Raw genomic sequence first — 13,107 nt, forward strand, 5'->3', positions numbered from 1 at the left:
GATCACGTCTGCGACGTGACGATCAGATGAAGCGCGGATGGCTACACGTCGGTGACCCGGATGCCCGCGTGGGCCTTGTAGCGGCGGTTGACCGAGATCAGGTTCGCCGTGAACGCCTCGACCTGGTGGGCGTTGCGCAGCCGGCCCGCGTAGATCCCGCGCGCGCCGGGGATGCGGCCGGCGAGCGCGCGTACGACGTCGGTGGCCTCGCGGTCGTCGCCGAGCACGAGCACGTCGAGGTCGATCTCGGCCACCGCGGGGTCGAGCAGCAGCACCGCCGACACGTGGTGGAAGGCCGCGACCACCCGGCTGCCGGTCAGCACCGCGGCGGCCTGCTGCGCGGCGCTGCCCTCCTCCACGGGCAGCGCGTACGCCCCCTGCTTGTCGAAGCCGAGCGGGTTGACGCAGTCCACCACGATCTTCCCGGCGAGCGGTTCGCGCAGGGACTCCAGCAGTGCCTTGTGCCCCTCCCAGGGCACCGCGACGATCACGACGTCCGCCTCGGCCGCCACCTCGGCGTTCGCGGCCCCGCGTACGCCGATCTCGCGGGCCGCCTCCTCGGCGCGCTCGGCGCTGCGCGAGCCGATCAGCACGGTGTGCCCGGCCAGCGAGAACCGGCGGGCCAGTCCCTTGCCCTGGTCCCCGGTCCCACCCAGGATGCCGATGGTCAGCGCGGAGACGTCGGGCAGATCTACGGCGGTGTGCTCAACCATGGCTCCGATCATGCCAGGTCACCACCGAGAGCCGCCCCGGGGCGTCCCTCAGAGGACGCGAGCTGTCAGCCGCAGCCCCACGCGGCCTTCACCCCCCGGGCGGGTGAAGCCTCACACTCGGCGCCGATGTCAGGAGATGCCCGGAGGATAGGGGAAGTTATCGAACATATCGTCCATCCTCGCCGGGGACATGTGGCGCCACGTCTTCACCACGTTGTGGACGCTCTTCTTGTCCAGGTAGGGATTGTCGGCGCCGGCTCGCGGTTTGGTGATGGACTGGATCGTCCAGCCGATCCCGACGAGACGGTTGATCTCGATCCATCGCATGACGTCGATCCCGAGGAACACCGTGGCCCTGATGATCGGGTGCCACGCATGCCAGTTCTGCGGCGGCTCGCCGGGCTTGACGTTCATCATGTGAGTTTTCGATCCGTACGGCATGCGCGGATCGAAAAGAACTCCCTCGCCGAACCAGACGAACGCCGCCGTCAATCCATTGTCGTCGTGCCGGTAGAAGCGGTCGTAGATGTCGAGCTGTAAGCGGGAGAGATATTCGAGCGCGTCCTTGGCCGGAGCCATCTGGGCGATGAATCCGTCGGGATAGGTGCCCGCCTGGCGGTGCTGCTTATAGAGGGGATAGAGTTGCTCGGGCGATCCGCCCGCGACCGCGCCGATGGTGGTGTAGGCGTCGATTATCTCGGCGGTCGCCTGATATTGGAAGACATTCTCGTAGGTGTACCACAGCTCGTTCGCCCGCCGGTCCCCGCGCATTCCCTCGACGTCCGGAAATTCCGGGTCCTGTGGGGCGGGATTGTAGTCGGCGGCGAACGCGGGACCGCTCAACGGAATTCCCGCTCCGATCGCTCCGAGCGTCACCACGGAAGCCTTCAGGACGCTACGACGGCTGGGCTGGCGCATGGGGGGACCTCATTCTCCACTAGAAGGACAGGAACCGACGAAGACTGTCACTCGCGGCGCCTCCGCAAAAACGCGAACACGGCGATTCCGATGGCCGTCCACGCCAGGGCGCGCGACGCCACGCCGGGCAGGGCGGCGAGCAGGGCGTCCAGCCCTTCGTTGGCCGCACCGACCCCCGACACGATCGGCGGGCCCGGCCAGAACCCGGCGCGGGCGTCCAGGAGGGCGGCCACGAGGAGCCCTCCCAGGAACAACAGGGTGGATCCGCCGGTGGACGGGACCAGTGCGCGGCTGGTCAGGATGCCGAAAACGAGAGCGACAGCCGGCTCGACCACCAGAAGCACCGCCCCGGAGAGCAGCCCCCGCATGCCCGCCCCCGACTGCAGAGTCATCCACAGGGGCGGCAGCAGGGCGATCACTGAAAGCACCAGACTCACCGCGTAGCAGGCCAGCAGACGCCCGGTCAGCAGCCTGGGACGGGAGCTCACCATCGTGGCCGACACGAGCCGATGGGTGTCCGGTTCTGTGTCGAGGACCTGGCGGGACGCCCACGCCCACACCGGAATCATGAAAACGCTGAGGTACCCCAACGTCTCCAGCACCGCGGCCTGGGCCGCGCCCGGCGTGCCCGGCGGCGCGCCGGAAAGGATCGCCAGCAGCACCAGCGTGGGGACGAGCGGCTGGATGAACCGATAGGAGTTTCCGTATGCCTTGATGTAGAACCAGCTCAGGGCCGCGACGTTCATTTCCGGACCTCCGCCGGGCCGCCGATCTCCACGTCATAGCCCAGCTCGCGCAGGTGCTCGACGGCGATGCCCGCGCTGCGTTCCTGTACACGCACCCGCAGGACCACGGTCTGCTTCTCCTCCCGCGGCTTGGGCGAGGCCGGCAACACGGATACCGTGCCCGCGCCGACTTCCCACCGCTGTCGCAGGTCGACGTCGCTTAGGTAGTTCTGGTGGTCGCTCACGACGACGCTGCCGCCGCGCGCCGCCACCTCGCCCACTGCGGCGGAGACGGCGTTCATGGCCGCCACGTCGAGCCCGGCGAAAGGCTCGTCGAGCACAAGGAGCTCCGGCTTGGCCAGGAACGCCTGGATCAGCCCGACCTTCTGGGCACTGCCCTTGGAGAGATCACGGATTCGGGTCGCGGCCAGGTGCCGGCACCGCAGCCTCTCCGTCCAATGGCCGATCACGGCCTGCCGGTCGGCCACGCGCACCCCGCGGATACGACATACGTGCTCAAGATATTCCTGCACCGTGAAGGGTAGGGCGGAGGGAAAACGCTCGGGCGCGTATCCCACGATTCGCGGCCGCTGCTCGATGTGACCGGCCGACGGCCGGGCCAGTCCGGCGACAAGCCGCAGCAGCGTCGATTTACCGGCACCATTCGCTCCGGTTACCTCGGTTATCCGGCCCGGCGCCACCTCGACGTCGACACCACGGAGAACCCAAGGAGCTTTGCGCCGGTAACGATAGGAGACGTTCCGGAGGCGCACTCGCCGCCCTCCACTCTGCGATAGGTTTTCAGTCGGATCTGTGATCGTATCCGATGCTGGGCATATCACAGGTTACCGGCCGGAGCGTCGAGCGTGAGAAGGCAGGGCACCCGGGCGGGATCGGCGATGCGTAGATAGCCGAGTCCTATACCGGCGAGTCCGAGCAGTAAACCTGGGGTGCGAAGCCCGCGCGGCACCCCGCAAATCCAACCATAATCCTCCTGCGCGGCCAGCACTGCCGTCGTGACGTTTTCCGCCAGGCGGAGCAGATCACCCTCACCTGTTTTTCGGGCGACCGACCAGAGGAAATCCAGGTTCCCCAGCTCCCCGTGGCAAAGCGACAAATTGCGCACCGGGTAATATTCCTTCGCCGCCTGGTAATAGTCGGCGGTCATGCGAGCCGCGAGCTCGATGTCGGCGGCCAGGGACCTGTCGTCGCCCAGCGTCTCGGCCAGTGCCAGCCGGGCGAGACCGGCTCCCGGCGCGCCGTGACACCAGGCGACCATCGTCTCCCAGGGGACGTTCGGCCGCAGGTCCGGCCAGGCTTCGCCATGTTCGTCGCGCAGTGATCTTTCGAAACGCAGCGCGGCCCTGGCGGTCTCGAGCCGCGTGTCGTCGCCGGTCACCCGTGCCGCCCTGGCCAGGGCCAGCGCAATGCCGGACGCGCCGTGCGCGAATCCGCCCAGCGCCAGGCCGTCGAATTGCGCTGTGGGCCAGCTGATCTGGTCGCCGGTGCGGACCCCGCGCTCGGCCAGGTGCGTGCTCACCTTTCCGATCAGCCCCACGAGCCCGTGGGACGGGGCGACGCTCCAGGCCGCGCAGAGAGCGAGGACGTGACCGGCGGCGCCGCCGACGACATCGAGGGTCTCGTCGGCGCCACAGATCTCCTCCATCCCCGGCGCGACGTCGTCGATCAACCGAGTGAGCGGAACGGTGTCCGCGGTGAGAGCCGCCCAGTGCGTCAGAAAGTAGAGGGCGCCGGTCAAGCCGCCCGACATGCCGAGGGTCAGCATTGCGTTCTGCCGGCCCTCACGATGGCCGAACGAGATCGCGCGTTCCATCCGGCGCACGATGCCGTACGAGATATCCCGTGCCAGCTCATGAAACCTGTCCTGGCCGGTCACTCGGGCCAGGTAGGCGAAGAACAGGCCGATGCCGCTGTTGCCGGAATAGAGGTCGAGCCCGGTCGGTAGGAGCTGCCACCCTCCCCCGCTTACCGAGGCCAGGCCGAGCCAGCCGACCTCCCCCTCATGGCGTAGCGCGGACCGAATCAGCTCGTCCCCGATTTCGATGGCATGACCGACGACGGTCCCGGCGTCGGGCGCCTCCTTCGAGCTGGACCGTCGGTGGACCGGTCTGTCGTCCCTGGGCACCCGGAAGACCGGGGAGGAGTCGAGATCCGGGGCGGCGGCCGTGGCCGCAGCGCACTCCACGATCCATCGCTGGCGCAGAAGATCGTCGTCGCCGAATCCCGCGATCCGCTCACGTACAGCGCTCAGCCCATCCTGAGCCAGCGCGCCGGGAATCACCCGTCCGTCTCCGCCGATGAGGCAGGTGCCGTCCGCGTCCGCCGTGAAGATGGGAATGTCGCCGGCCGCGAGTTGTGCACGTTCGCTGGCCGCGATCTCCGCTCCCAGCGCGAGTCCTTTCTGGCGGGACAGCGCACGGTCGAGGTACTTCTCGCGTTGCTCTGCTGCGCCCAGGAGGTGCGGGTGGCAGCTCGCCCAGAGGAAGGCGTTGTACGTCTGCGTCGCCCCGAGGATGTGACGGGCCCGGGCGCCTCGGAAGGTCTCCAGGAGGCCACCTTCAGCGAGCAGATCGTCGGCGTGCGTCCGGATGAGCCTGTACATGCGCTCGAACCCCGACAGGAAGACGTCCCGGTACTCGTCGAACCGTCGCACCTCGCCGTAGAGGCGCGGCAGGTTCGCCGACGCGGGGACGGGTACCCGGCCATGTGCCAGCCGCATCGTGTCCGTGCCGGCGTCCACCCATTGGGGCAGCTCGCCCGCGCTCAACCGCGAGTCGCCGCCGCCGTTGAGCCCGCTCACGTCGCCGCTCGTCTCCCTGCCCGCCGCATCCGTCCGCGGGCGTGAGAAGGGCAGCATGCCCACCGCGAGCACGGTCGAGTCGAACAGGCCGCGCATCAGAGCCTCATCTCCGGCGGAGTCGGCCTGTGAGGCGTTCAGGTCTCCGGTGAACAGGCATTCGAGATCGACGAGGAAGGGATGCTCACCGGCCGCGATGACGTTGTCCATGTGCAGGTCGCGCGCCCGGAGCGCGTGCAGCAGAGCCAGATAGCCGCCCTGACGGCGGTAGAAACGCTCGACGGCGGCGGAGGTGTCGCATTCGCCGCCGCCGACGTGCTCCAGCCATCCGTGGTCGCCGCGGTCGAGGACGCGCACGGTGCGCAACCGCGGCTCGAACCCCTTGGCGTTCACCCAGTCCAGCAACGCCTGGAACCGAGCCTCCATCGACACCGCTCTGGGCTTGTACACGACGCTCTGCCCGCGACCGAAATGGACGATAGCCACAGACCGGCCACCTTCGTGGCTGTCGCCGGCGTCGAAGGAGATCTCGTCGATCTCTCGTAGGTCCGCCTGGATACCAAGCCCGCGCAACAGCCCGAAGTCGGCCGCCAGATGCTCGGCGAACGCACAGCGCGCGCCCACCCAGTGAGCGAGCAGCCGGTGGCATTCCGCATGCATCAGCGGATAGTCGCGCCAAATTCGCCGTGTGAAGTCCGTGTCCGACAAGCGCGCCAAGAAGAAGTCGAAGCGCTCGGCGGGCGTGGCCCCGTGCAAGAGGCCCTCGACCCGCTGCACGTTGAGCTCCAGTACGAGGATCCTGAGAACGATCCTGGCGAGCCCGGCGCGGGGCGGCGCCGCTGTCAGGTGATGGAGAAGCGGCTCGGCCGCGAGGGATCCGAGACGTTCCTGCACTCTCTCGATCAAATCAGCGGCGGCGGCATCTACGTTGCGCTTCGAGAATTGGAGCAGTGAATCGATCGCGTGCTCAGGCGCCATTCTGACCCCGTATTTCACAGACTCGGCGATCCAGATCGGCAGGGACACGAGGTGCGGGCGCCCGCGCGGAGCGGACGCCCGACCTCCTCTCACCTTGCCGCGTCAGTAGGCGCAGCAATTCGTGTCGCTGCTCCAGGTGATCCAGCACGGAGCCCACGACATCATGATCGGCTGGACCTCGCCCTCGTTGGCGAAGTCGGCGATGTCGGCGAGGTCGCCGACCGGGTTCGCGGGAAGGGTGGACAGTTGCTCAGCGGTGAGGGTGGCGCTGAAACCGGGGTCTTTCCACGCCTTGGCCAGATCTGTTGTCTGCATTTTTCTCCTCTCCTAAGCGGTCGTTCCGAAATATCACATGGGACCGTAACTCCCGACAATGTGAGCAACCTCTCATCGCGACAGGCTTCCATAAATCCCTTTTTTGCACTAACACCCGAGGAGGGTTGACCCGGTGAAATCGCCGACGTATTATCCCGGAATTTTCACGCCGAGTTCCATCCGTCTTTCAGCCCGGCGCGGACCGTGGTATTGCTGTAGGGCGGTATGAGGAGGGAAATTTCATGGCCCGTGCTCCAAGAGTCGTCGTGGTATCGCCTCCCAAAGCGGGCACCCATCTCATCAAGGAATTGATGCTCGCTCTCGGGTACGGCCTCCAGGGAGAGGTGAAGACGTCACCGGACGAGCGCATGACTCTTGACGAGGACGCCTCGTGGAACCTCGTCTCACAGGTTTACGACCACGAGGAACTGCTCCGGATGCGGGTCACGGAGGACCCCGAGCGCTTCGCGCGGCTGACCGACGTGGCCCGGACGGCTGTGATGTGGGCATGGCTCCATCGATTGGGCGTCCCGCTGGCCTCCCGTTATCCGCACGAGACGATGCTCAGCGAGCTCGTGCAGAAAACCCTGTGGCGTACCGCCACCGGCACCTTCTCCGACACTCCTCCGAACACCTGCTGGTTCGTGCACGAGATGGACCTCGCGCAGGTGTACGGCAAATTCATCCACGAATGGCGCACGGGCGGTGAGCCACGCATTCTGTTCCTGCACCGCGACCCGCGCGACAGCCTTCTGTCGATGGTGCGTTTCCTCACCGACACGCGGCCGGAGGGCATCGGCAAGCTGGTCCGCTTCGGCCTCTACAGCGACATACTCCATTCCCTTACCCACCTCGACGAACAGATCGCCTACGCCTTGGAGGACGAGCAGTTCCCCGGGCTCTCGGAACTGCGAAGCAGTCGCTGGCTGGCCGCGCATCCGGCCGTGTGCAGGGTCTCCTTCGAGGAACTGATAGGCCCCGACGGCGGCGGAACCCTCGATCTCCAGGAGGCGGCGGTCAAGCGGGTCGTCGCGTTCCTGGGCGCCGAGGCGGATCCGGCGACGCTGGCGAAGTCGCTGTTCAATCGAGCGTCGTTCACCTTCCGTGACGGCCGGTCGGGCGCATGGCGGGCCGCGTTCTCCGAGGCCACCGTCCGCGCCTTCGATCGCCGCCACGGGCACCTGCTGGACCTGCTCGGATACGAACGCCGATGAAGGGCTCTCCAGCGAGCCCCGCGGAGCAGGGGGAGACCGCCGGCACGGCGATGAAGGAAGCGATGAGCCGTTCCGGCACCGCCGCCACCGTCATGGCCGCCCTCAGGCTGAGCAGGCAGGCGGACGCGACGCTGTTCTGGACAGGGGTGATCCTCCTGCCGGCCGTCGAGGGGCTGCTCGGCGTCGGTCTGCTGCTGCTGTTCCGCGGCAGCGTAGGGGTCTTCCTCGAGTCCTCCGACGGCCCCGCGCAGGCGACCAGGACGCTCATCCCGTGGCTTGCCGGAGCGGTCCTGCTCACCCTGGTCACTCTCATTCTCGGCAACTTGCGTCATACGCTGAACGAGCTGCTCGTGGACCGGGTGCGTCAGTTCAGCAGCCGCCGCATGCACGCCGCCATCGCGAAGCTCGACCTCGCCGACTTCGACTACCCGGTCGTACACGACCGGATCAGCCGGGCGGAGGAGACCGCCGACGGCAAACCGCGGCAGGTGGTGAGGGGCGTCAACGGCCTGCTGGCCTCCGCCTTCCAGGTGGCCGCTTTCACCGTGCTGCTCATCGTGCTGGAGCCATGGCTGCTGCCGGTGATGGCGCTCACCGCGGCCCCGATCGCGGTCGTCAGCTCCAAGCTCGCCGGCGACCGATTCGCCTTCTTCACCAGGATGACCCCGCTTGAGCGGATGCGCAGGTACGTCGGCATGCTCATCACCGGCCGACAGGCCGCCGCGGAAGTGCGCTCCTTCCGCCTGTCGGAGCACTTCGCCGAGAGATACGACCTCCTGACCCGCAGGCGGTACGCGGAACTGCGCGAAACCCTGCGCGGGCAGTGGCGCAGACAGCTGCTGGGAGTGCTGGCGTTCGGCCTGATCCTGTGCGTGGTCGTGACCGTGCTCGCCTGGTTCTACGCCGCCGGGGCGATGGACACCTCGACGGTGCTCACCACCGTGCTCAGCTTGAGCAGGCTGGCGACGGCGATGGCCGGTCTGGGCGGTCCGCTGGCCGAGTTGTCCGAGGCGGGGCTGTTCCTCGACGACCAGCACGCCTTCTTCGCTCAGCTCATGCGCAGGAGCTCGGTCAGCCGTCAGGTCGCGCAGCCGGGACCGCTGCGCGAACTGTGCGTGCGCGAGCTCGGTTTCGTCTATCCCGAGACCGCGCGGCCGGCCCTGCGCAACGTCGACCTGACCATCCGAGCCGGCCAGATAGTCGCGTTCGTCGGCCCGAACGGCTCGGGCAAGACCACGCTGGCGAAGATCCTGGCCTTCCTGTACGAGCCCTCGTCGGGCGCCGTGCTCTGGAACGGTGCGGACACCTCCGAGCTCAGCCGTGAGGGATTGCGCGACCAGGTGACGACCGTCTTCCAGGACCACATGACCTACCACTTCTCCGTCGCCGAGAACGTGGCGCTTGGGGACACGACGCGGCCGGACGGGGAGACGGCCGTCCGCACGGCAGTCGACGAAGCGGGCGCGCGCGAATTGGTCGACCGATTGCCGGGCGGGTACGAGACCCCGCTCGGCCCCGAGTTCGGTGGCGGCACCGCGCTGTCCGGAGGCGAGCGACAGCGCCTGGCCATCGCCCGCGCCTTCTACCGGGGCCGGGACCTGGTGATCATGGATGAGCCGACGTCGGCGCTGGACGCGCAGGCCGACCACGCGCTGCTGGAGAACCTGCGGAAGCTGTTGCGGGGGCGCACCGCGATCGTTGTCTCACACCGTTTCTCCAACGTCCGGCACGCCGACCAGATCTTCGTGCTGAAGGATGGGCGCATCCTGGAGCGTGGGACGCACGACAGCCTCATGGCGGACAAGGGTTTGTACGCCGAGATGTACACACTGCAGGCCGCCGCCTACATGACTTCCGGCTCCCCGAGCTCGACGGCGCAGAGCCCGGGGTGAACGCGGCTGGGACCGCCGGAGGATCGGACCGGCCGGCGACGGGTATCGGGAGCCACGTCCTCCGCCCACCTGTCGCCGACGACCAACAGCTACCTCGGATCGTGGTCCTGAACAGCGGCCCGGTCGAGTGTCGCGGCGATCCACTCGGGCAAGGGGACGGACGCGACCTGCGCCGCCGCCTTCCACCGCTCCTCCTGCTCCGACGAGACCGCGACGGAGATGGTCACCGTCACCGTGTCCGTGTCCTGGCCGCGGCCACGGCTTGCTTGTATCTCCCTGCGCAGCCTGTTGAGCGGCCAGCCTTCCTTCTCCGCCCGGGTGAGCCACAACTCCTGCTCGTCTTCGGTGAGGGCGGCCACCTCCGCGTGGTGCTGCAGGCTCAGCGTGTCCCGTCGACGGGACATTGGGAACTTTCGGGCCACCCATGCATAGTTACGGAGAGTCTTGTACGACAAGGACGTCTCTGCGATAGCCATCCGGTACCGGTCACTGAAGAACTCCTCACCGTAGACGAGCCAGTCACCCAGCCACCAGGTGGAGGAGTTCGCGATGACGCATAACTGGTTGCCGATCCTCTGCCATGACTCGAATGTCAGGTCCACTGGAAGACGCAGCCCGAGCCTGCCCGCTCGCACTGACGCGTCGAGCCCCAGCCTCTCCTGTTGAGAATGCCTTCTCATGTCGCTGACTCCCCGGCGAGCAGTCCCGCGCTCTTCTTCCTTCCTCGGAACAGGATCGAGAAGTGGCATCGCCATTGGTCATAACCCCCGGTTCTGAAACCCCGTAGAGAGCCAAGGCGGTCAGGCCTCGGCTCCGCCTCTGATTCATGAGGACGGTTTTCCCGATCGGCTCCTCAATCTCAGGGGTGTGAGAGCGCTGCCTCCTCACCCATGTCGTCATGGAGCTGGTTGACCGCACTCCTCGGCAGCGATATGTGCGAAGCAAGGAGGAACACGGACACGCGGCAGCACCGCTGAGCACGCTTCCCGCTAACGGAGGCCGCCGGGAACATCTGCATGATTTCCGCCATTGTCTTGAGATGTCAACCACGCTGTTGACGTGGGAGGCGCGAAGGACGACTCCCCCAACTCCGCGGTGCCCGGATCATCCCCGGCGGGCCTTGCGCTCCGGCCGCAAATCGTGATCGCGCTCGCCGACGGCGTCGACCGGCCGTCTGACCAGTGGTTCTGGGAATTGTGCGTCACATATCCCAACGGCGATACCCGATTACGACGAAGACGATCAGGGCGACAGTCCACGCCGTGAGGAGCAGGGCGCCTTGCGCCGGTGTCACCGCGCTCGCGTCGTCCGCTACCGGAAACCACATGGCGAATCCGGCAGTGTCCGGGAGGTACTTCGCCGCAGGGGTGTGATCACGCAGGAGCGGTCCGACGATGAAGAAATACCCCAGCAGGACGACGACTGCCGCAAGAGTCCGGCGCACGAGCGCACCGACGGCGGCGCTGATCAACGCTGTGAGCACGAGATACGCGCTCACACCGCTCAGGGCCCCCACGACACGACCTGAGGTCGACGGCGCAGCGGTGTCGCCGAGCACACCAGCCGTGAGCACGACTCCGGACGCGGCGGTGATCGCCGCTGCGGGAAACACGACTATCGCCAACGCGAGGTGCTTGGCGGTGAACTGAAGGGCGCGGCGGGGCATCGCGGTCAGCGTGGTGCGGATCTGCCCACCGATGTACTCGGAGCAGGCTGTCAGGACGCCGAGGATGACGAAGCCGGCTTGCGCGTAGCTGATCGAAGCCAATCCGATGTCGATGGCGCTCTTGGTGCCGGTGGAACCCTGGAGGCCGGCGACCGTGAACGCGACCGCGAGGATCAGATTCACCACCAGAGTGCCTCCGAGCGTCAGCCAGGTCGCCGGAAGAGACACGAGTTTCGACATTTCCGCCGCGAGCGCCTGAGCGGCTTCCCGGCCACGGGTGCGAGTCGCCGTCGTAGGGGCGGTCATGCGTCCCTCCGCGTGAATGCGACGGCGGCGATCACGAGCAGCACCGCCACCCAGGCGGTCATCACCAGCCCTCCGGTAAGCGGGCTGATCTCGACAGTGTTGTCGGCGAGCCTCCGAATGAACATGCGGACCCCGGCCATGTCGGGCAGGTAATTCGCCAGCGGAGTGATCTTGGTCAGCAGATAGGTGACGGTGACGACCGAGGTGTTCGCGATGAGCACCGCGAGCGGAATCACCCCGTGGCGGGTGAGCACGGTGATCCCGAAGGCAAGGAGCGCGGTGTACACCCAGTAGCAGACGACACCGGCCAGCCGCGGAACATCGTCCGCTCCCATCGCAGGGGCGTGCTCGCCGAGCACCACGTGGATGACACCCATGGTGGTCCCCGACGCGATGATCGCGAGTACCGCGGCGGCGATCGCGACCGCGGAGATTTTCGCGAGCAGGAACCGAAGGCGGGCGGGAACGGCGGTCAGGCTGGTGGTGATCTGACGCCCGCCTCCGGATTCCGCGCTCTCGGTGAAGTACTCGCTGCTGATGGCGACGACACCGAGGATGATCGCACCAACCACGCCGAACGCCAGTTCCTGATATCCGGTGTCGGCCCCGGCGACGGTCGCGGCGCCGCGGGTGATCGTGCTGCGGGTCGACGACGCGGTGATTGCGGCGATCACGCTTGGCACGAGCACCCCGGCGGCCATCGCGATCCACACCGTCGGCAACGAGGCGAGCTTCGACGCCTCAGCCGCGAGCGCCCTCATGGCGCACCCCCCGTGGTGAGGGCGAAGAACGCGTCCTCGAGAGTGCGGTGAGAGCCGGTGATCTCGTCGAGGGTGCCATCCGCCACGACCTTGCCCTCGTTGATGACCACGACGTCATCCACGGTTTCCGCGAGCTCCCCCATGAGGTGGCTGGAGAGCAGCACGGTACGGCCGGACGCGGCCTGTTGGCGGAGGAAGGTCCTGATCCAGCGGATGCCGTCCGGGTCCAGCCCGTTCACCGGCTCGTCCAGGATCAGGATCTCCGGGTCTCCGAGCAGCGCCGCCGCCAGCCCGAGACGACGCGCCATCCCCAGGGAGTAGCTGCCGACCCGCCTCGATGCGGCGCTCGTCAGGCCCACGATGTCAAGGACCTCGTCGACGCGCGCCCGCGGCAGCCCTGCGGAGCGAGCCACCCACCGCAGGTGTGCCCGGCCCGTCCGCGCCCGATGCGCGCCGGAGCCGTCCAGCATGGCCCCGACCGTGGCAAGCGGATCACGAAGCTGCACGAACGGGACAGAACCAATGAGTGCCGTGCCGGAGGTCGCTCGATCCAGGCCCAGCAGAATGCGCAGCGTGGAACTTTTTCCCGCTCCGTTCGGGCCGAGAAAGCCGGTCACTCTTCCGGGGCGGGCCTGGAAGCCGACGCCGCTCAGAATCTCCTTGGAACCGCGCCGCTTGACGAGGCTGTCGATCGTAATCATGTTCACATGTGAACCCGGAACATGGCCTCCGGTCATCGGACCGAAGACCGGACATCGTCTCGCGGCTCGGACCTGGGCCTCTCGGACCCAGGACTGATGC

Annotated in this window: 12 protein-coding genes; 2 read left to right on the plus strand and 10 right to left on the minus strand. The window is 67.3% G+C overall.

Annotated elements, in window-relative coordinates; translation table 11 throughout:
• Nucleotides 1-41: 41 nt before the first annotated feature.
• From npdG to ACIBK1_RS26910, 6 genes are all read right to left on the minus strand, one after another.
• Nucleotides 42-713 (minus strand): NADPH-dependent F420 reductase, encoded by a 672-nt coding sequence (gene npdG / locus ACIBK1_RS26885; protein WP_030508202.1) that lies wholly within the window; start codon nucleotides 711-713, stop codon nucleotides 42-44.
• 129 nt (nucleotides 714-842) lie between these two features.
• Entirely contained in the window at nucleotides 843-1,631 is a 789-nt protein-coding gene (locus ACIBK1_RS26890) for a twin-arginine translocation signal domain-containing protein (protein WP_030508203.1), read from the minus strand.
• Between the two features lie 47 nt (nucleotides 1,632-1,678).
• Complete coding sequence (locus tag ACIBK1_RS26895) at nucleotides 1,679-2,377, minus strand: hypothetical protein (protein WP_030508204.1); 699 nt, start codon at nucleotides 2,375-2,377, stop codon at nucleotides 1,679-1,681.
• The gene (locus ACIBK1_RS26900) at nucleotides 2,374-3,129 is read right to left on the minus strand and encodes an ATP-binding cassette domain-containing protein (RefSeq protein ID WP_396738478.1); all 756 of its coding nucleotides are present in this window, start codon (nucleotides 3,127-3,129) and stop codon (nucleotides 2,374-2,376) included. The genes ACIBK1_RS26895 and ACIBK1_RS26900 overlap by 4 nt, the downstream gene beginning before the upstream one ends.
• A gap of 65 nt (nucleotides 3,130-3,194) precedes the next feature.
• The gene (locus ACIBK1_RS26905; protein ID WP_396738480.1) at nucleotides 3,195-6,200 is read right to left on the minus strand and encodes a type 2 lanthipeptide synthetase LanM family protein; all 3,006 of its coding nucleotides are present in this window, start codon (nucleotides 6,198-6,200) and stop codon (nucleotides 3,195-3,197) included.
• A gap of 54 nt (nucleotides 6,201-6,254) precedes the next feature.
• Entirely contained in the window at nucleotides 6,255-6,467 is a 213-nt protein-coding gene (locus tag ACIBK1_RS26910) for a mersacidin/lichenicidin family type 2 lantibiotic (RefSeq protein ID WP_076431873.1), read from the minus strand.
• Nucleotides 6,468-6,778: 311 nt separating this feature from the next.
• On the opposite strand from ACIBK1_RS26910, the gene ACIBK1_RS26915 reads away from it, so the two are divergent.
• Both ACIBK1_RS26915 and ACIBK1_RS26920 read left to right on the plus strand, forming a co-directional pair.
• Nucleotides 6,779-7,681 carry a hypothetical protein gene (locus ACIBK1_RS26915; RefSeq protein WP_396738482.1) on the plus strand — a complete coding sequence of 301 codons (903 nt, stop codon included), beginning with the start codon at nucleotides 6,779-6,781 and terminating at the stop codon, nucleotides 7,679-7,681.
• On the plus strand, nucleotides 7,678-9,573 hold the full coding sequence (locus tag ACIBK1_RS26920) for an ABC transporter ATP-binding protein (RefSeq protein ID WP_051761760.1): 1,896 nt from the start codon (nucleotides 7,678-7,680) through the stop codon (nucleotides 9,571-9,573). Before ACIBK1_RS26915 ends, ACIBK1_RS26920 begins: the two co-directional genes overlap by 4 nt.
• An 89-nt stretch (nucleotides 9,574-9,662) precedes the next feature.
• Here ACIBK1_RS26920 and ACIBK1_RS26925 read toward each other — a convergent pair whose 3' ends face one another.
• The 4 genes from ACIBK1_RS26925 to ACIBK1_RS26940 all read right to left on the minus strand — a co-directional run bounded on the left by ACIBK1_RS26925 (nucleotide 9,663) and on the right by ACIBK1_RS26940 (nucleotide 13,043).
• Nucleotides 9,663-10,328 carry an LmbU family transcriptional regulator gene (locus tag ACIBK1_RS26925; RefSeq protein ID WP_231513895.1) on the minus strand — a complete coding sequence of 222 codons (666 nt, stop codon included), beginning with the start codon at nucleotides 10,326-10,328 and terminating at the stop codon, nucleotides 9,663-9,665.
• A 446-nt stretch (nucleotides 10,329-10,774) separates the two neighbouring features.
• Nucleotides 10,775-11,545 (minus strand): ABC transporter permease, encoded by a 771-nt coding sequence (locus ACIBK1_RS26930; protein ID WP_030508211.1) that lies wholly within the window; start codon nucleotides 11,543-11,545, stop codon nucleotides 10,775-10,777.
• Entirely contained in the window at nucleotides 11,542-12,246 is a 705-nt protein-coding gene (locus ACIBK1_RS26935; protein WP_396738484.1) for an ABC transporter permease, read from the minus strand. The genes ACIBK1_RS26930 and ACIBK1_RS26935 overlap by 4 nt, the downstream gene beginning before the upstream one ends.
• A 56-nt stretch (nucleotides 12,247-12,302) precedes the next feature.
• Nucleotides 12,303-13,043, minus strand: coding sequence for an ABC transporter ATP-binding protein (locus ACIBK1_RS26940; protein WP_396738486.1), 741 nt, complete (start codon nucleotides 13,041-13,043; stop codon nucleotides 12,303-12,305).
• Nucleotides 13,044-13,107 lie beyond the last annotated feature (64 nt).

Origin of the sequence: Microbispora rosea, from assembly GCF_044460045.1 — a bacterium.
Classification (GTDB): domain Bacteria; phylum Actinomycetota; class Actinomycetes; order Streptosporangiales; family Streptosporangiaceae; genus Microbispora; species Microbispora rosea.